Annotated in this window: 17 protein-coding genes and 1 tRNA gene; 17 read left to right on the top strand and 1 reads right to left on the bottom strand. The window is 65.9% G+C overall.

What is annotated here, in order from left to right:
* The first annotated feature begins 39 nt into the window (after positions 1–39).
* The 16 genes from rlmN (at position 40) to H0W40_RS09370 (ending at position 16,340) form a co-directional block, all read left to right on the top strand.
* Positions 40–1,209 carry a 23S rRNA (adenine(2503)-C(2))-methyltransferase RlmN gene (gene rlmN, locus H0W40_RS09445; RefSeq protein ID WP_292445605.1) on the top strand — a complete coding sequence of 390 codons (1,170 nt, stop codon included), beginning with the start codon at positions 40–42 and terminating at the stop codon, positions 1,207–1,209.
* A complete protein-coding gene (gene pilW, locus H0W40_RS09440; protein ID WP_292445604.1) occupies positions 1,206–2,069 on the top strand; it encodes a type IV pilus biogenesis/stability protein PilW in 864 nt (287 codons plus the stop codon). The genes rlmN and pilW overlap by 4 nt, the downstream gene beginning before the upstream one ends.
* Positions 2,062–3,027: a helix-turn-helix domain-containing protein gene (locus tag H0W40_RS09435; protein WP_292445603.1), complete on the top strand. Its 966-nt coding sequence runs from the start codon at positions 2,062–2,064 to the stop codon at positions 3,025–3,027. The genes pilW and H0W40_RS09435 overlap by 8 nt, the downstream gene beginning before the upstream one ends.
* Positions 3,024–4,322: a flavodoxin-dependent (E)-4-hydroxy-3-methylbut-2-enyl-diphosphate synthase gene (ispG, locus tag H0W40_RS09430; RefSeq protein WP_292445601.1), complete on the top strand. Its 1,299-nt coding sequence runs from the start codon at positions 3,024–3,026 to the stop codon at positions 4,320–4,322. Before H0W40_RS09435 ends, ispG begins: the two co-directional genes overlap by 4 nt.
* Positions 4,323–4,397: 75 nt before the next feature.
* Entirely contained in the window at positions 4,398–5,768 is a 1,371-nt protein-coding gene (gene hisS, locus H0W40_RS09425) for a histidine--tRNA ligase (RefSeq protein ID WP_292445599.1), read from the top strand.
* 48 nt (positions 5,769–5,816) lie between these two features.
* Positions 5,817–6,512, top strand: coding sequence for a tetratricopeptide repeat protein (locus H0W40_RS09420; RefSeq protein WP_292445598.1), 696 nt, complete (start codon positions 5,817–5,819; stop codon positions 6,510–6,512).
* Positions 6,509–7,630: an outer membrane protein assembly factor BamB gene (gene bamB / locus H0W40_RS09415; RefSeq protein ID WP_292445596.1), complete on the top strand. Its 1,122-nt coding sequence runs from the start codon at positions 6,509–6,511 to the stop codon at positions 7,628–7,630. The genes H0W40_RS09420 and bamB overlap by 4 nt, the downstream gene beginning before the upstream one ends.
* A 79-nt stretch (positions 7,631–7,709) precedes the next feature.
* Positions 7,710–9,053 (top strand): ribosome biogenesis GTPase Der, encoded by a 1,344-nt coding sequence (gene der / locus H0W40_RS09410; protein WP_292445594.1) that lies wholly within the window; start codon positions 7,710–7,712, stop codon positions 9,051–9,053.
* Between the two features lie 73 nt (positions 9,054–9,126).
* A complete protein-coding gene (gene hfq / locus H0W40_RS09405) occupies positions 9,127–9,372 on the top strand; it encodes an RNA chaperone Hfq (protein WP_292445592.1) in 246 nt (81 codons plus the stop codon).
* Between the two features lie 82 nt (positions 9,373–9,454).
* A complete protein-coding gene (gene hflX, locus H0W40_RS09400; RefSeq protein WP_292445591.1) occupies positions 9,455–10,705 on the top strand; it encodes a GTPase HflX in 1,251 nt (416 codons plus the stop codon).
* A complete protein-coding gene (gene hflK, locus H0W40_RS09395; RefSeq protein WP_292445589.1) occupies positions 10,702–12,024 on the top strand; it encodes an FtsH protease activity modulator HflK in 1,323 nt (440 codons plus the stop codon). Before hflX ends, hflK begins: the two co-directional genes overlap by 4 nt.
* A gap of 18 nt (positions 12,025–12,042) precedes the next feature.
* On the top strand, positions 12,043–12,948 hold the full coding sequence (gene hflC / locus H0W40_RS09390) for a protease modulator HflC (protein WP_292445587.1): 906 nt from the start codon (positions 12,043–12,045) through the stop codon (positions 12,946–12,948).
* 19 nt (positions 12,949–12,967) lie between these two features.
* Complete coding sequence (locus tag H0W40_RS09385; RefSeq protein WP_292445585.1) at positions 12,968–13,156, top strand: DUF2065 domain-containing protein; 189 nt, start codon at positions 12,968–12,970, stop codon at positions 13,154–13,156.
* Positions 13,157–13,226: 70 nt separating this feature from the next.
* Positions 13,227–14,393, top strand: a complete 1,167-nt coding sequence (locus tag H0W40_RS09380) for an ATP phosphoribosyltransferase regulatory subunit (RefSeq protein WP_292445583.1) — start codon at positions 13,227–13,229, stop codon at positions 14,391–14,393.
* Between the two features lie 38 nt (positions 14,394–14,431).
* Entirely contained in the window at positions 14,432–15,787 is a 1,356-nt protein-coding gene (locus H0W40_RS09375; protein WP_292445581.1) for an adenylosuccinate synthase, read from the top strand.
* 31 nt (positions 15,788–15,818) lie between these two features.
* Positions 15,819–16,340: a phosphoribosyltransferase gene (locus H0W40_RS09370; RefSeq protein ID WP_292445579.1), complete on the top strand. Its 522-nt coding sequence runs from the start codon at positions 15,819–15,821 to the stop codon at positions 16,338–16,340.
* Between the two features lie 155 nt (positions 16,341–16,495).
* Here the strand turns inward: H0W40_RS09370 and H0W40_RS09365 are convergent.
* A tRNA-Leu gene (locus tag H0W40_RS09365) sits at positions 16,496–16,580 on the bottom strand.
* 74 nt (positions 16,581–16,654) lie between these two features.
* On the opposite strand from H0W40_RS09365, the gene H0W40_RS09360 reads away from it, so the two are divergent.
* On the top strand, positions 16,655–17,813 hold a 1,159-nt coding region (locus tag H0W40_RS09360), incomplete at its 3' end, for a ribonuclease R family protein (protein ID WP_292445577.1).

The following is a 17,813-nucleotide window of genomic DNA, read 5'->3' as shown; positions in this document are numbered from 1 at the left end:
CGGGAGACGTTCTCCCGCCGCCCCCAGCTTTCACTCCCGATGACCGCGGCCAATCTGCTCGACTTCGATCTCGACGCCCTGGCTGCGTTTTGCCAGTCGCTGGGCGAAAAGCGCTTTCGTGCAACGCAGTTGTTCCGCTGGGTGCATCAAAGAGGCCAAGCGGATTTCGCCCGGATGTCCGATCTGGCGAAATCGCTGCGCGAAAAGCTGGCCGCTTGCGCCGTCGTGCGGCCACTCGCCGTACTCAGCGAGCATGTCTCCGCCGACGGCACGATCAAGTGGCTGTTCGACGTGGGCGGCGGCAATGCAGTCGAGACGGTGTTCATTCCCGAAGACGATCGCGGCACCTTGTGTGTCTCGTCGCAGGCCGGCTGCGCGGTCGGTTGTCGTTTCTGCTCGACCGGACACCAGGGCTTCAGCCGCAATCTCGGCACCGGCGAAATCGTGGCGCAGTTGTGGCATGCCGAACACGAACTGCGCCGGCGTTTCGGAAAGGATCAAAGAATCATCAGCAATGTCGTGATGATGGGCATGGGCGAGCCGCTGCAGAACTACGCGGCGCTCCTTCCCGCCCTGCGTGTGATGCTCGACGATCATGGCTATGGTCTGTCGCGTCGTCGGGTGACCGTCTCCACCTCCGGGGTGGTGCCGATGATCGAGCGGTTGCGAGAGGATTGCCCGGTGGCCTTGGCAGTTTCGCTGCACGCGCCCACTGACGCGCTGCGCGATGACCTGGTGCCGCTGAACCGCAAGTACCCGATCGCCGAACTTTTGGCATCGTGCCAGCGCTATCTCGAGCGTGCGCCGCGCGATTTCATTACCTTCGAGTACTGCATGCTCGACGGTGTCAATGACAGCGAACGCCAGGCGCAGGAGCTCGTGCGCCTGGTAAGCGAGCAGGGCCCCGTCGGCCGGATCGCTTGCAAGTTCAACCTCATTCCGTTCAATCCGTTCCCGGCTTCGGGCCTCACTCGCTCGAGCGAACAGAAGGTGCAAGCTTTTGCCCAGGTGCTGATCGCCGGAGGCTTGATCGCCACGGTGCGCAAGACCCGCGGCGACGACATCGACGCCGCCTGTGGTCAGCTCGCCGGCGAGGTGCAGGATCGAACCGACGCCAAGCGGCGCATGACCCGCGCGCCGATCGCGATGTTCGCCGTCGAGCGCAGCGCCGCTTCGGCGCCGGGCACTACTCAGCAGGAGACAAGATGAGCCCGGTCATGACACGAGGACGGCGTGCGGCCGCCTGGGCGCTTTCACTGGGCCTGCTGGCGTTTGCCGCGGGTTGTGCGCAGACGCAGACCACGACGACGCCGGCGCAAAGCGTGCCGCTCCCGGCGCCGCTGCCCGCGGCCGACGTTACTCGGGACCGCTCCACCGCCTCCGATGAGACTGATCCGCAAAAGCGCGCTCGCATCCGCCTCGACCTGGCCGGCGCCTATTTCGCCGAAGGCCAGTGGAACACGGCGCTCGACGAGGTCAAGCAGGCGCTCGACGCGAGTCCCGACTTGCCGCAGGCGCTGAATCTGCGCGGTTTGATCTATGCAGAACTGGGCGAGAACCAGTTCGCGGAAGACAGCTATCGCCGAGCTCTGCAGGTCGCGCCCAGCGATGGCGACGTGATGCACAACTACGGCTGGTTCCTGTGCGCACGGCAGCGCTACGAAGAAGCCGAAGCCCTGTTCCAGCGTGCGCTTGCGACACCGCAGTACCGAACGCCTGCGCGCACGCTGCTGGTGCAAGGCATTTGCGAAGCTCGGTCCGGCCGCCTCGATCAAGCCGAGGCCACACTCAAGCGGGCCTACGAACTCGACGCCGGCAACCCGGCGACTGCCATGAACCTGGCCGACGTTCTGCTGCGGCTCGGCGAGTACGAGCGGGCACGCTTTTACGTGCGCCGCGTCAACAACAATGCCGAGCTACGCAACGCCGAGTCGCTGTGGCTCTCCGCACGAATCGAGCGTCGCCTCGGCAATGCGCAGGGCGTGCGCGATTTGGGCAACCAGTTGCGCTCACGCTACCCCACGTCGCGCGAGGCGGCTGCTTTCGAGCGCGGGGCATTCAATGAGTGAGGCCGAGCAACGCGCGAGCGGCGCGGTCGACGACCCGACCGCTGCCCCGCCGCAGACGGCCGGCGCGTTGCTGCGCGCGGCGCGCGAACGTCAAGGCGTTCACCTCGCGGTGCTGGCGGCCTCGCTGAAAGTAGCACAGCGCAAGCTCGAGTTGATCGAGTCGGACCGTTACGACGAACTGCCCGATGCCACGTTCGCCCGAGCGCTCGCGTTGAGCATGTGCCGCGCTCTCAAGATCGATGCCGAACCGGTGCTCGCGCGGCTGCCGCAGCCCCAGGGCGAACGTCTCGAGCCATTGACTCGCGGGCTCAACCAGCCGTTTCGCGAGCATGAAGGTCGTCGTGACAGCGGTGAGCGGCGTGGCTCGCCGAGCGTGCCGGTGGTGGCTGCCGGACTGCTGGTGGTGGCCGCTTTGGTCGTTTATCTCCTGCCGGGCCGCAGCTGGACCTCGGGCGATGAGGTGACCGCCGAGTCGGTGCCCGAACCTGCCGCCGTGCCGGCGCAGCCGCTGACGCCCACCGATGCAACGCAGCCCGTCGGCGGGCTATCCCTGGCCGATCCCGTTGTGCAGGCGTTGTCCTCTCCGGTCGCCTCGGCGGCAGCGCCTGATGTGCCGGCTTCGGCGATCGCGCCCGATGCGTCGGCCTCGTCCGTGGTGATCGATACCGTGTTCGCTGCTGAACCGCGAGAAGCAGCCGCTTCGGAGCCCGCACGCGTCGCGCAATCGCTGCTCACGCTGCGCGCCACAACGCAGCCTTCATGGGTCGAAGTGCGCGATGGCAGCAACCAGCTGGTGCTTTCGCGCACGCTGGCGGCCGGCGAGTCGGCGGACGTCGAAGGCGCATTGCCGCTGCGCGTGACGATCGGCAACGCCGCGGCCACGCGGGTCAGCTTCCGCGGCGAGCCCGTGACCTTGAAGACCACGCGCGAGAACGTCGCGCGGCTGGAGCTGAAATGAGCGCGCATCCGACGGATCTGAACCTTGCTGCGGGCGAGGGGGCCATCGCGGCCGCCGCGCCGGCCGCGCGCCGCTCTCGGCAGGCACGGGTCAGCTGGGGCGGCAAGGTGGTCACCGTGGGCGGCGACGCGCCGGTACGCGTGCAGTCCATGACCAACACCGACACGGTGCAGGTGATCGAGACGGCCATCCAGGTCAAGGCGCTGGCGCTGGCGGGCTCCGAACTCGTGCGCATCACGGTCAACACTCCCGAGGCAGCGCAGGCGGTACCGGCGATACGCGAGCAGCTCGACCGCATGGGCGTGGATGTTCCGCTGATCGGTGACTTCCACTACAACGGGCATCGGCTCTTGAGCGACTACCCGGAGTGCGCGGCGGCGCTGTCCAAGTATCGAATCAACCCAGGCAACGTCGGCAAGGGCGACAAGCGCGACCGCCAGTTCGCGCAAATGATCGAAGCGGCACTGCGCCATGACAAGCCGGTGCGCATCGGTGTCAATTGGGGCAGTCTCGATCAGGAGCTGCTTGCTTCGCTGATGGACGAGAACGCGCAGCGCGCCGCGCCCTGGGATGCGCGGCAGGTCATGTACCAGGCACTGATTGCCTCGGCGCTGCAGTCCGCCGCCTATGCGCGCGAGCTCGGCATGGATCCGAACCAGATCCTGATCAGCTGCAAGGTCAGCGGTGTGCAGGATCTGGTGAGCGTGTACCGCGCGCTGGCCGCACGGTGCGATTACCCGCTTCACCTCGGTCTGACCGAAGCGGGCATGGGAACCAAGGGCACTGTGGCTTCCACCACCGCGTTGGCACTTCTGCTGCAGGAAGGCATCGGCGACACCATCAGGGTGAGCCTGACGCCGCAGCCGGGCGAGGCGCGCACGCAGGAAGTCGTGATCGCATTGGAAATTTTGCAGTCGCTCGGCCTGCGCGCTTTCAATCCGAGCGTCACCGCCTGTCCGGGCTGTGGCCGCACGACCAGTACCACGTTCCAGGAACTGGCCAAGCAGATCGACGACTTTCTGCGTGCGCAGATGCCGGTCTGGAAGGCCCGGTACCCCGGTGTCGAGAACATGAAGCTCGCGGTGATGGGCTGCATCGTGAATGGCCCTGGCGAAAGCAAGCATGCCGATATCGGGATCAGCCTGCCGGGCACCGGCGAGGCGCCGGCGGCGCCCGTGTTCATCGACGGCGAAAAGGCGATGACCTTGCGTGGCGAGGGCATCGCGCGCGAGTTCCAGAGCGTTGTCGAGAACTACATCGAGCGCCGCTACGGCGCGGTGACGGCCCCACATTGAAGGGGACCCGGCGCAGATGTTGCGCAGTTCGCTTCTCCGGCTGCGGCCGGCTCGCAGTTTCCGTTTTTGCAAACCATGGCTGAACCTTTGAAAGCCGCGAGGCCCGACACGTCACCGCTGCGCGGCGTCAAGGGCATGCCCGATCTTTTGCCGCCTGAATCCTTGCGCTGGGAATGGCTCGAGGACACCGTGCGCGGCGTGATGCGCCGACACGGCTACGCGAACATCCGCACGCCCATCGTCGAACCGACGCAGCTCTTCGTGCGGGGCCTCGGCGAGATAACCGACATCGTCGAGAAGGAGATGTATTCCTTCGAGGACAAGCTCAACGGCGACGCCCTGACCCTGCGGCCCGAGGGCACCGCCGGCGTCGTGCGCGCCGTGACCGAGCATTCGCTGCTGTACGAAGGCGGCAAGCGGCTTTTCTACATCGGTCCGATGTTTCGCCATGAGCGGCCTCAAAAGGGCCGCTACCGGCAGTTCCACCAGGTCGGCGTCGAAGCGTTGGGTTTTCCGGGGCCCGACGTCGACGCCGAGATCATTCTGATGTGTCGCTCGTTGTGGCGCGCGCTCGGTCTGGTGGAAGGCCGGGACCTGCGCCTGGAGCTCAACAGCCTGGGCCAGGCGGAGGAACGCAAGGCCCACCGAGCCGCGCTGATCGAGCATTTCGTCGCGCACACCGAATTGCTGGACGACGATGCGCGGCGCCGGCTGCACAGCAACCCCCTCCGAATCCTCGACAGCAAGCAGCCTTCGATGCAGCCGGCGCTGGAAAGCGCGCCCAAGCTGATCGACTTTCTCGGACCGCAATCGCTGGCGCACCTGGCCTCGGTGCGTGCGGTGCTCGATGCGGCCGGGCTCGAGTACTGCATCAATCCGCGCTTGGTGCGCGGCATGGACTACTACAACTTGACCGTGTTCGAGTGGGTCACCGACAAGCTCGGTGCGCAGGGCACCGTCTGTGGCGGCGGGCGTTACGACACGCTGATCGAGCAGCTCGGCGGCAAGCCCGCGCCCGGCGTCGGCTGGGGGCTCGGCATGGAGCGGCTGCTGCTGTTGCTCGAAGCCTGTGGTGTGCAGGCCCCCTCGACGGCGCCCGACGTGTACGCGATCGTCCCCAATGCGGACGCCGTGCCGCAAGCCATGGTCACGGCCGATGCCTTGCGTGCAGCCGGTGTCGCGGTAGTGCTGCATCCGGCCGGCCGCGACGGTGCAGCCAGCATAAAGGCGCAGTTCAAGAAGGCGGACGCGAGCGGTGCCCGGCATGCGCTTGTTTTCGGCTCCAACGAACTGAGCCAGGGCATGGTCGCGGTCAAGCCGCTGCGGGCCGCGCCCGGCGATGCGCCGGCCGCCGCCCAGGTGCTGCGCGCGCTTGACGACGTCGGCGCCTGGGCCGGCGAACTGCTGCCCGGCCCCGGGCTAGCCGGCGAACCCCTCCGTTCATAATCCGCGCTTCGCCGGCAAAGCCGGCGCGCTCACATTCGAAGCACACGCATGGCCACCCGTCTCGACATCGGCGAACAAGAACAGCTCGATCAGCTCAAGGATTTCTGGAAGGCCTACGGCAACCTGATTACCTGGGTGCTGATCCTGGCGCTCGGCGGTTTCGCCGCCTTCAACGGCTGGCAATGGCTGCAGCGCGATCGTGCGCAAAAAGCCGCGGTCCTTTACGACCAACTCGACAAGGCGGTCCAAGCCGGCGACGCCGAGCGCACGACGCGCGTTTTCACCGATCTCAAGGAGCGCTACGGCTCGACCACCTACGCCGAACAGGCCGGTCTGGCGGCCGCGAAGCTGCTGTTCGGAAAGGGCCAGCTCGACGCTGCGCGCGTCAACCTGCAGTGGGTCGCGGAGAACGCAAACCAGGGGGAATACCGGGTCATCGCCAGCCTGCGTCTGGCCGGCCTTCTGCTCGACGAAAAAAAGTACGACGAGGCCCTGAAGCAGCTGCCGGCCGACGCGCCGCCTGCTTTCGCGGGCTTGGTCGCCGACCGCCGCGGCGACATCCTGAACGCTCAGGGCAAGACCGAGGAGGCCAAGGCGGCGTACCGCACGGCCTGGGAGGTGCTGCCGCCGACGATCGACTACCGCCGGCTGGTCGAGGCCAAGCTCACGGCTCTGGGCGCGCCACCGAATGCCGGGGTGCCGGTGTTGATACCGGCACCGGTGCCGGGCGGGGCCTCGCAATGACTTTCGGTTTGCGTAGCCTGGCGTTGGCGCTGTTGCTCGCCACGCTGGCCGCCTGTTCGAGCGGGCCGGATCGGCCCGAGCCCACACCGCTGCAGTCTTTTGCGCCGCAGATCCAGGGTGCTCAGGTCTGGCAAGCGCAACTGGGCGATGTCGAGTTTGCCCTTGCCGTGGCGGCCGATGCCACTTCGGTCACCCTTGCCAGTTCGAGCGGCGACGTCATTGCCCTGGCGGCCGACACCGGCCGCGAACTGTGGCGCGGCAATGTCGGCGAGGCGCTGAGTGCGGGCGTGGGAAGCGACGGCCGCTATGCCAGCGTCGTGACTCGTGGCAACGAACTGGTGGTGTTCGACGCTGGCAAGCTGCTTTGGCGTGCGCGGCTGGACACGCGCGTGGTGACCGCGCCCCTCGTCGCCGGCGAGCGCGTCTTCGTGCTCGGCGTCGATCGCAGCGTGCGGGCGTTCGATGTGCTCGACGGACGCAAGCTCTGGGCTCTCGCGCGCAGCGGCGATCCGCTGACCTTGCTGCAGGCGGGCGTCCTGCTGCCCTGGCAGAACACGTTGGTGGTGGGCCAGGCGGCTCGACTCGTCGGCCTCGATCCGCTGAGCGGCGCGCAGCGCTGGGAAGCGGCCATCGCATCGCCGCGCGGCACGAACGAAGTCGAGCGCCTCGCCGATCTGGTGGGCCCCGCTGCGCGCATCGGCGATACCGTTTGCGCTCGCGGTTTCCAATCGGCGGTGGGTTGCGTCGATGCCGCCCGCGGCGTGCTGAGCTGGACCAAGAACGTCGGCGGTGCCAACGGCGTGGCGGCCGATGAGCAGTTGGTCTTCGGGGCCGACGCCAGCGACCGCATCACCGCCTGGAAGCGCGAGGGCGGCGACGTCGCCTGGACGTCCGATGATCTGCGCTTTCGCTCGCTGTCTTCACCGCTGGTGCTAGGCCGCACGCTGGTGTTCGGGGACTATCAAGGGCAGTTGCACTTCCTCGACCGTGAGAACGGCAAGCCGCTGCTGCGCCTTCCCACCGACGGCGAGGCGATCGTCGGCGCACCGGTGAAGGCGGGCCCGAACATCGTGGCGGTGACGCGGGACGGCGGCGTGTTCGCGTTTCGCGCCGAGTGATGGCGACTTCTTGGCGCTTGGCACTGTCCTCCCACCGAAGCGAGCGTGCCTGCTTCGGCGGTGATCGCGGTATAGCGCGATGAAACCTGTGCTGGCGCTGGTCGGGCGCCCCAACGTCGGCAAATCGACGCTGTTCAACCGCATGACGAAGAGCCGCGACGCCATCGTGGCCGACTTCGCCGGGCTCACGCGCGACCGCCATTACGGCGACGGTCGACTCGGCGAGCACGAATACATCGTGGTCGATACCGGCGGCTTCGAGCCCACCGCCGAGAGCGGCATCTACAAGGAGATGGCCAAGCAGACGCGCCAGGCCGTCGCCGAGGCCGACGCCGTGGTCTTCGTCGTCGATGTGCGAGCGGGCGTCTCCGGGCAGGACCACGACATCGCGCGCTATCTGCGCACCGTCGGCAAGAAGGTGCTGATCGCCGCCAACAAGGCCGAAGGCATGACGGAGGCGCCTCAGCTCGGCGAGTTCTTCGAGCTAGGCATGGGCGCGCCGCATCCGGTGTCCGCGGCCCACGGGCAGGGGGTGCGCAGTCTGATCGAAGCCGCGCTCGAGGACTTCGTCTTCGAAGAGGCAGACGCCGATGCGGCGCTCGACGATCCCGACCGGCCGATCCGCCTGGCCGTGGCCGGGCGCCCGAACGTCGGCAAGTCGACCCTCATCAACACCTGGCTCGGCGAGGAGCGGCTGGTTGCGTTCGACCTGCCGGGCACGACGCGCGACGCGATCAGCGTGCCCTTCGAGCGCGGGGGGCAGAAATTCGAGCTGATCGACACGGCCGGCCTGCGCCGCAAGGGCAAAGTGTTCGAGTCGATCGAGAAGTTCTCTGTGGTCAAGACCTTGCAGGCCATCGCCGACGCCAACGTGGTGCTGCTGCTGCTCGACGCTACACAAGGCGTGACCGACCAGGACGCTCACATCGCCGGCTACATCCTCGATTCCGGCCGTGCGGTGGTTCTGGCGGTGAACAAGTGGGACGCAGTCGACAGCTATCAGCGCGAGATGCTGCAGCGCTCCATCGAGCAGCGCCTGGCATTCTTGAAATTCGCGCCGGTGCTCCACATCTCTGCCATCAAGCGTCAGGGCCTAGGACCGGTGTGGAAGTCGATCGCCGATGCCTGGGCCTCGGCCACCAAGACACTGCCGACGCCGGTGCTCACGCGCCTGCTCGCTGAAGCTGTCGCGTTTCAGCAGCCCAAGCGCGCCGGCGCCTTCCGGCCGAAACTGCGTTATGCGCACCAAGGCGGCCGCAACCCGCCGCTGATCGTGATCCACGGTAATTCGCTCGATCACATTACCGATGCCTACAGGCGATTTCTCGAAGGCCGTTTCCGCGCCCATTTCAAACTGACCGGCACGCCGCTGCGCATTGAAATGAAATCGTCGCGGAACCCCTTCGCAGAGAAGGACTCGTAATTGCAGCGGGCTGAGTGGCGCAAGGCCTGTGATAACGTGCAAACACCCATAGCTTTTCAACACGGAGCATATCGTGAGCAATAAAGGGCAGCTTCTACAAGACCCGTTCCTGAACCTGCTGCGCAAGGAGCATGTTCCGGTTTCGATCTACCTCGTCAACGGCATCAAGTTGCAAGGTCACATCGAATCTTTCGACCAGTACGTGGTGCTGTTGCGAAACACCGTGACGCAAATGGTCTACAAGCACGCGATCTCCACGGTGGTCCCCGGCCGCGCGGTGAACTTCCACGCCGCCGAGGCGCCAGAGACGGCGAGCTGAAGCGCTTGAACCGTTTTTCTTCCGGCTTCCTGGTTTTCCGCTCCGGCGCTGCCGTGCTGCGGCGGTCATGGACGAACCGCGTTTGAACACGTTTGCATCGCCCGTGGCAACCAGCGAGGCGCGCGCCGTGCTGGTGGGCGTCGATCTCGGCCCCGGCACTTCGTTCGACGACACGCTCGATGAACTGGCGCTGCTCGCCGAATCAGCGGGTGATACTCCGGTTGCGCGCTTGATCGCGAGACGCAAGGCCCCCGATGCGGCGCTGTTCGTCGGTTCCGGTAAGGCCGACGAAATCAAATCGCTGGTCGAAGAGAGCGGCGGCCATTGCGTGATCTTCGACCAGAGCCTGTCTCCGACGCAGCAGCGCAACCTCGAGCGTCATCTCGGTGTCGAGGTGCTCGACCGGACGGGGCTCATTCTCGAAATATTCGCCGCCCGCGCGCAAAGCCACGAGGGCAAGCTTCAGGTCGAATTGGCGCAGCTGCAGTACCTGAGCAATCGACTGGTCCGGCGCTGGACGCACCTCGAACGCCAAAAGGGCGGAGTCGGCCTGCGGGGCGGCCCCGGCGAACGTCAGATCGAACTCGACCGTCGCATGATCGGCGAGCGCATCAAGGCGCTGAAGGCCAAGCTGGTCAAGCTCAAGCGTCAGCGCGGCACCCAGCGCAGGTCCCGCGAGCGTGCTGGCACCTTCCGCATCTCGCTGGTGGGCTACACCAATGCAGGCAAGTCCACGCTCTTCAACGCGCTGGTGAAGGCCCGCGCCTACGCGGCTGATCAGTTGTTCGCCACGCTCGACACCACGACGCGTCAGCTCTATCTCGAGGAAGCCGGCCGTTCGGTCAGCCTGTCCGACACGGTCGGCTTCATTCGCGACCTGCCGCACACGCTGGTCGAGTCCTTCCAGGCCACCTTGCTCGAGGCGACCGAGGCCGATCTGCTGCTGCACGTTGTCGATGCCTCCAGCCCGCTCCTGGAAGAGCAACGGCTGGAGGTCGAGCGGGTCCTCGTCGAAATCGGAGCAGCCGACATTCCGCAGATCCTCGTCTACAACAAGCTCGATCAGCTGGGCGATGCGCAAACGCCGCGGGTGCTCATCGATGCGCTGGAACTCGGTGGCACGCGTCGCGTTCCCCGGGTTTTCGTCAGCGCGCGGCATGGCACCGGCCTGGCCGAATTGCGCTCGCTCCTGACGCAAGCCGTGCAGGGTGCCAGCGGCGCCGCTCTGCCCGCCAGTGCCGATACGGCGACGCCCGGGGCGAGCGACGATTTCCCCAACGACGATTCCGTCAGCATCGATCCTGCATCCGGCAGGCTGCAACGACACGCATGAACACTTACCAAGACGCAAACGCAAAGCGCCCGGTGCGCACCTTTGCCGCAGTGGCAGGCTGTGCTGCGGCCCTGACCGGGCTGCTGCGCGGCCTCGCACGCCGCGTCTTCTGGCGCGCCAGACCGGAGGTGCTTCTGGCCGGGGGCGGCCGCAACGACGGCCCGCCGGATCTCGATGAGCTGTGGCGCGACTTCAACCGTCGGCTCAGCGGCATGTTCGGTGGCAAAGGCGACGGCGGGCTGCAAAACGGCAGCGGTGGCAGCAGCGGCGGCGATCGCGGTCCTCCCGACATGAAGAGCGCCGGTATCGGGGCCGGCCTGATTGCGGGTGTGGTGCTGCTCATTTGGCTCGGCAGTGGCTTTTTCATCGTGCAGGAAGGCCAGCAAGGCGTGGTGCTTTCCTTCGGACGCTACAGCCACACGGTGGAGGCCGGCTTTCAGTGGCGCCTGCCTTATCCGTTCCAATCGCACGAGGTGGTCAACGTGACGCAACTGCGCTCGGTCGAGATCGGCCGCAACGCCACGGTCCAGGCAACCGGCCTGCGTGACTCGTCGATGCTGACGCAGGACGAGAACATCGTCGACATCCGGTTCACAGTGCAGTACCGGCTCAAGGATGCGCAGCAGTACCTGTTCGAGAACCAGAATCCCGATGAGGCGGTCGTGCTTGCCGCGGAGTCGGCGGTGCGCGAGATCGTCGGTAACAGCAACATGGACTCTGTGCTTTACGAGCAACGCGAGGTGCTGGCCAATGACCTTGTCACGTCCATACAGAACCAGCTCGACCGGCTCAACACCGGCATCCTGATTTCCAACGTGAACGTGCAGGCGGTCTCGCCGCCGGAGCAGGTGCAGGCGGCTTTCGACGATGCTGTCAAGGCCAGCGCCGACCGTGAGCGCTTCAGGAACGAAGGCCAGGCTTACGCCAACGACGTTATTCCGAGGGCGCAGGGGACTGCTGCGCGCTTGAGAGAGGAAGCCGAAGGCTATTCAGCCCGCGTTGCCGCGCAGGCCGACGGCGATGCCTCGCGCTTTCGCCAAGTGCTCACGGAATACCAGAAGGCGCCGGTCGTTACGCGGGACCGGCTCTACACGGACACGATGCGCGAGGTGTACTCGAACGTCAGCAAGATCCTGGTCGAGTCGCGCACCGGCTCGAACCTCCTTTACCTGCCGCTCGACAAACTCATGCAGGCCGCCGGCGTGCCAGGCGGCGCTCCCACGGCAATGTCGCCGCCGGCCACCGAAACAATGAACACGCCGCAAAGCGACGTGCGCTCGCGCGACAACTCGCGCAGCCGCGAGCGAGAAGGCCGCTGAGGCGAGGAGAACAATCATATGAATCGCATCGGCATGATGGTGGCGGGCGTGCTGCTCGCTTTGATGGTGGCCTCGTCGACCTTGTTTCTGGTTGATCAACGGCAGTTCGCGGTGCTTTATGCGCTGGGCGAGATCAAGGAGGTCATCACCCAGCCCGGCCTCAAATTCAAACTGCCGCCGCCGTTCCAGAACGTCGTGTTCCTCGACCGGCGCATTCAAAGCCTCGACAGCCCTGAGACGAGGCCGGTGTTCACCGCAGAAAAGACAAGCCTGGTGATCGATTGGCTCATCAAGTGGCGCATCACCGATCCGCGCCAGTTCATCCGCACCAATGGTGCCGACGTGCGCAATGCCGAAGCACGTTTGGCGCCGATCGTGCAGGCCGCGCTCAACGAGGAAGTCACCAAGGTCACGGTGCGCCAGATGCTTTCAAGCCGGCGCGACGCTGTGACACAGGGTGTGATCCGCCGCGTCGAGGACGATGCCAAGAACTTCGGTATCGAGATCGTGGACTTGCGCATCAAGCGGGTCGACTTCGTTGCCAGCATCACCGACGCGGTTTACCGACGCATGGAGTCAGAGCGCAAGCAAGTGGCCAACGAGACGCGCTCGACCGGCCAGGCCGAAGGCGAGCAGATCCGCGCCAACGCCGACCGGCAGCGGGAGGTGATCGTTGCCGAGGCTTATCGCGATGCGCAGAAGATCAAGGGCGAGGGCGACGCGAAGGCTTCGGCCCTGTATGCCGAAGCATTCAGCCGCGATCCGGCATTTGCGCAGTTTTACCGGCAGCTCGATGCCTATCGTTCGAGCTTCCGCAACAAGACGGACGTGATGGTGCTCGAGCCGACCAGCGAATTCTTCCGAGGCATGCGCGGCACCGGCGGTGCCGCGCCAGTGCCGGCGGCACCTGCACGGACGAAGTGAGCAAGCGGCGCAGCTCGGCATGTGGGAGACGCTGTTCAATGCGCTCGCCCTGGTGCTGGTGTTCGAAGGCTTGCTCCCCTTTCTCGGCCCACAGCGCTGGCGCAAGCTGTTCGAGCAGGCGACCCGCCTGAGCGACGGTCAATTGCGCTTCCTGGGCTTGTCCAGCATGCTCGGCGGCGTGCTGCTTTTGTTGTTGCTCGCCGGCTGAGCGCACCGGGCTGCGGCGGGCCGCACACAGGGGCGCCGGTACAATGCGTTTTTAATTCCCGAGCCATTTCATGACGTCTGCTTGGCTGCTGCCCGAGCACATCGCCGACGTGCTGCCCAGCGAGGCGCGGCGCGTCGAGGAGCTTAGACGCAGCGTGCTCGACACCGCCAGGCGCTACGGCCACGAACTGGTGATTCCGCCGCTGCTCGAGCATCTGGAATCGCTGCTTTCCGGCACCGGCCACGAGCTCGACCTGCGAACATTCAAGTTGGTCGATCAGCTGAGCGGCCGCATGCTCGGTCTGCGCGCCGATACCACGCCACAGGTCGCACGCATCGACGCTCACCTGCTCAACCGCCATGGCGTGACCCGGCTTTGCTACTGCGGGCCGGTGGCTCATACGCTTCCTGCCGGTCTGCAGACCAGCCGCGAGCCGCTGCAGTTCGGTGCCGAGGTGTACGGCCACGCCGGCCTGGAGGCCGACCTGGAAGTGCAAGACTTGGCGCTCGACAGCCTGGCCGCTTGTGGTGTCGGCGGGTTGGTGCTAGATCTGGCCGATGCGCGGATCGTGCGGGGGCTGCTCGACGGCGTGGCTTGCGACGCGGCCCTTTCGCAAGCCGTTTACGCCGCCTTGGCGGCCAAGGACGCCACGGCCCTGCGCCGACTCGGCGCCGAGTTTCCTGAAGAAACGCAGCGTGGCCTGCTCGCTCTGACGTCGCTTTATGGCGCGGCCGACGTGCTGGATTCGGCCGAGACGGCCTTGCCGCAGCGCCCGATGATCAGCGCCGCACTGCGCGACCTTCGCTGCCTGGCCGCGCATGCCGCGCTGGCGCATCCGGAGGTGACGGTCGGCTTCGATCTGGCGGATCTGAGCGGCTATGCCTACTACAGCGGCGCGCGCTTCGCGATATATGCCAAGGGCTCGAGCGACGCACTGGTACGCGGCGGGCGCTATGACGAAGTCGGCGCGGTGTTCGGGCGCAACCGCCCGGCGGTCGGTTTCAGCGCGATCGACCTCAAGCAGTGGGTCCGCCATGCAGGCGCCACCGGCCGACGAGCCGCCATCCGTGCGCCCTGGAGCGAAGATCAAACGCTTCGCTCTGCGGTACGGGCACTTCGTGCGCAAGGCGAAACAGTCGTGTGCATGCTGCCCGGCCACGAGCATGAAACCCTCGAGTTCGCCTGCGACCGCGAGATCGTCGCAGTGGGCGGCGAGTGGCAGGTGCGCGTTCTGTGAACGCGGCAAAAGACGGACGACAGATGCAGGACGAGAAGATGCAAGCAAGCAAGCCCGGCCGTGATGTGCCGCGCGGGGCCGGCCGCAACGTGGTTGTGGTCGGTACGCAATGGGGCGACGAGGGCAAGGGCAAGGTGGTCGACTGGCTGACCGATCATGCGAGCGCCGTGGTGCGTTTTCAAGGCGGGCACAACGCCGGCCACACACTGGTGATCAAAGGGAAGAAGACGGCGCTGCAGCTGATTCCTTCCGGCGTCATGCGCGATGGCGTGGCTTGCTACATCGGCAACGGCGTGGTGGTCGATCCGACGCATCTTCTGGCCGAGATCGAGCGGCTCGAGGCGGCCGGTGTCGAGGTGCGATCGCGGCTCTTCATCAGCGAATCGTGCCCGTTGATCCTGCCGTTCCACGTGCAACTCGACCATGCGCGCGAATCGCTGCGCGAGACCTCCGGTGCCGGCAAGATCGGCACCACTGGCAAGGGCATCGGCCCAGCCTACGAAGACAAGGTCGCCCGGCGCGCGCTGCGCGCGCAAGACCTCAAGCACCCGGTGCGCTTCGCCGAAAAGCTGCGCGAACTGCTCGACCTGCACAACTTCGTGCTGCAGGGCTTTCTGGGCGCGAGCCCGCTCGAGTTCCAGCCGATCTTCGACAACGCGATGAAGATGGCGGAGCAGATGAAGCCCATGCTTGCCGACGTGGGCGTGCTCATCCGCAAGACGCACCTGGCCGGCGGCAGCGTGCTGTTCGAAGGGGCGCAGGGCACGCTGCTCGACATCGATCACGGCACCTACCCCTACGTGACTTCCAGCAACTGTGTGGCCGGAAACGCCGCGGCCGGCTCCGGCGTCGGACCGGACCAGTTGCACTACATCCTGGGCATCACCAAGGCCTACACCACGCGCGTGGGCAGCGGGCCGTTTCCGACCGAGCTGCCGATGGACGAACCGGGCACGGTCGGCCACCATCTTTCCACCGTGGGTCAGGAGCGCGGCACTGTGACTGGCCGCGCTCGCCGGTGCGGCTGGCTCGACGGGGCGGCGATGAAGCGCTCGGTGCTGATCAACGGCATCTCAGGCCTGTGCATCACCAAGCTCGACGTGCTCGACGGGCTCGAAGAGATCAAGATGTGCGTCGGCTACGAGATGAACGGGCAGCGTATCGACATCCTGCCGCTCGACGCCGATGAAATCATTGCCTGCCGGCCGGTCTACGAAAGCTTTCCCGGATGGGCGGGCAGCACCGTCGGCATGACCCGCTGGGACGATCTGCCGCCGGGTGCGCAGCACTACCTCGAGCGGGTGCAGGCTTTCATCGGCGCGCCGATCGACATGGTGTCGACCGGGCCGGACCGAGAGCACACCATTCTTCTGCGCCATCCTTATCACGGTTGAAGCCGCTGGCATCACCAATCACCTCACGCGCATGCTCACCGACGACGGCAAGAACCTCTACGTCTCCTGGGACGAGTACCACATGCTGATCGAGCGGTTGGCGCTCAAGGTGCATAACTCGGGCTGGGCTTTCGACCAGATACTGTGCCTGGCGCGCGGCGGCATGCGGCCCGGTGACATCCTCTCGCGCGTGTTCGACAAGCCGCTGGCCATCATGTCGACGAGCTCCTACCGTGCCGAGGCCGGTACGTTGCAGGGCCGGCTCGAACTCGCCAAGTACATTACCCTTCCAAAGGGGGAGTTGGCCGGACGGGTCCTGCTGGTCGACGATCTGGCCGACTCCGGCGTCACACTCAAGGCGGTGGTTGATCGGCTGCGTTGCACCCCAGACATCAGCGAGCTCAGGTCGGCGGTGATCTGGGTCAAGGGCGCGTCCAATTACACGCCGGACTATTACGTCGAATCGTTGCCGACGAGCCCTTGGATTCACCAGCCCTTCGAGGAATACGACACTTTGCGGCCCGACCGATTGGCGCGGAAGTTTGCAATTTGAGGACGGTGCAAGTCTTGTTCTTCGTGTTCGCCGGGGTGCCGACGTGAAAGTCGACACGAGCGTCTGCACGATTCCGAACCTGCCCTTCTATTCCTATGCCCAGCGCTGCTCGCCTACGCAAAAGGCCAGCGCACTGCGCTGGCCTTTTATGATTTTGGTGCCCAGGAAGGGACTCGAACCCCCACGAAGTTACTCGCTAGTACCTGAAACTAGTGCGTCTACCAATTCCGCCACCTGGGCCGTATACCGAAGCCGGAGATTTTAGCATCAAGCAAGAAGACAAAACAAGCAGCGCTGTGCTCGGCGCGGCACTGATGAGCGAGGTTTCGGGCATGGTCCAGGGCCATCGCGATGGCCACGGTTTCGTGCAGCGCGACGATGGCGAAGCCGACATTTATCTGTCGCCCCAGGAGATGCGCGCGGTGCTGCACCGCGACCGCATTCGCGTGCGCGTGATCCGCTACGACCGCAAGGGCCGGCCCGAAGGCCGCGTGCTCGAAATCGTCGAACGCAAGAAGGCGCCGATCATCGGCCGGCTGCTGCACGAGAGCGGCATCTGGCTGGTTGCGCCGGAAGACAAGCGCTACGGCCAGGACATCATGATCCCGAAGAACGGCATCGCGACCGCGACTGTCGGGCAGGTGGTCGCCGTCGAGTTGACCGAGCCGCCGTCGATGCATTCGCAGCCTTTGGGGCGCGTGACCGAAGTGCTCGGCGAGATCGACGACCCCGGCATGGAGATCGAGATCGCCGTGCGCAAATACGAAGTGCCGCACCGCTTCTCTGCCGAGACCATGGCGCAGACGGCCAAGCTGCCCGACAAGCTGCGCTCTGTCGACAAGAAGAACCGCATCGATCTGACCGACGTGGCCCTGGTCACCATCGACGGCGAAGATGCGCGCGACTTCGACGATGCGGTTTACTGCGAGCCGGCGACTCTCGGCCGCAGTTCCGGGGAGGGGCAGCCGGACGGCTGGCGATTGCTCGTGGCGATCGCGGACGTAAGCCACTACGTCAAGCCCGGCGAGTCGCTCGACGACGACGCCTACGAGCGTGCAACCAGTGTCTACTTTCCGCGCCGCGTGATTCCGATGCTCCCGGAGAAGCTCTCCAACGGACTCTGCTCGCTCAACCCGCACGAAGATCGTCTGGCGATGGTGTGCGACATGCTGGTCGATGCCACGGGAGAGATCCATGCGTACCAGTTTTTCCCCGCGGTGATCAATTCGCAGGCACGCCTGACCTACAACGAGGTCGCCGCCGTTCTTGCCAATACCCGCGGCCCCGAGGCGCACAAGAGGAGCGAACTGGTGCCGCACCTCCTGCACCTGCACGAGGTCTACCGCGCGCTGCTCAAGGCGCGTGCTGCGCGCGGCGCGGTCGATTTCGAGACCGTCGAGACGCAGATCGTCTGCGACGACGTCGGCCGCATCGAGAAGATCGTGCCGCGCACGCGCAACGACGCCCACCGAT

It is taken from the genome of Methylibium sp. (assembly GCF_013817345.1).
Classification (GTDB): Bacteria; Pseudomonadota; Gammaproteobacteria; order Burkholderiales; family Burkholderiaceae_C; genus Methylibium.
This window is presented reverse-complemented; position numbering and strand designations above follow the sequence as displayed.

Bases quoted from the DNA above. Each gene is read 5' to 3' on its own strand.
- rlmN (WP_292445605.1), top strand. From the start codon at position 40: ATGACCGCGGCCAATCTGCTCGACTTCGATCTCGACGCCCTGGCTGCG.
- pilW (WP_292445604.1), top strand. From the start codon at position 1,206: ATGAGCCCGGTCATGACACGAGGACGGCGTGCGGCCGCCTGGGCGCTT.
- H0W40_RS09435 (WP_292445603.1), top strand. From the start codon at position 2,062: ATGAGTGAGGCCGAGCAACGCGCGAGCGGCGCGGTCGACGACCCGACC.
- ispG (WP_292445601.1), top strand. From the start codon at position 3,024: ATGAGCGCGCATCCGACGGATCTGAACCTTGCTGCGGGCGAGGGGGCC.
- hisS (WP_292445599.1), top strand. From the start codon at position 4,398: ATGGCTGAACCTTTGAAAGCCGCGAGGCCCGACACGTCACCGCTGCGC.
- H0W40_RS09420 (WP_292445598.1), top strand. From the start codon at position 5,817: ATGGCCACCCGTCTCGACATCGGCGAACAAGAACAGCTCGATCAGCTC.
- bamB (WP_292445596.1), top strand. From the start codon at position 6,509: ATGACTTTCGGTTTGCGTAGCCTGGCGTTGGCGCTGTTGCTCGCCACG.
- der (WP_292445594.1), top strand. From the start codon at position 7,710: ATGAAACCTGTGCTGGCGCTGGTCGGGCGCCCCAACGTCGGCAAATCG.
- hflK (WP_292445589.1), top strand. From the start codon at position 10,702: ATGAACACTTACCAAGACGCAAACGCAAAGCGCCCGGTGCGCACCTTT.
- hflC (WP_292445587.1), top strand. From the start codon at position 12,043: ATGAATCGCATCGGCATGATGGTGGCGGGCGTGCTGCTCGCTTTGATG.
- H0W40_RS09385 (WP_292445585.1), top strand. From the start codon at position 12,968: ATGTGGGAGACGCTGTTCAATGCGCTCGCCCTGGTGCTGGTGTTCGAA.
- H0W40_RS09380 (WP_292445583.1), top strand. From the start codon at position 13,227: ATGACGTCTGCTTGGCTGCTGCCCGAGCACATCGCCGACGTGCTGCCC.
- H0W40_RS09375 (WP_292445581.1), top strand. From the start codon at position 14,432: ATGCAAGCAAGCAAGCCCGGCCGTGATGTGCCGCGCGGGGCCGGCCGC.
- H0W40_RS09370 (WP_292445579.1), top strand. From the start codon at position 15,819: ATGCTCACCGACGACGGCAAGAACCTCTACGTCTCCTGGGACGAGTAC.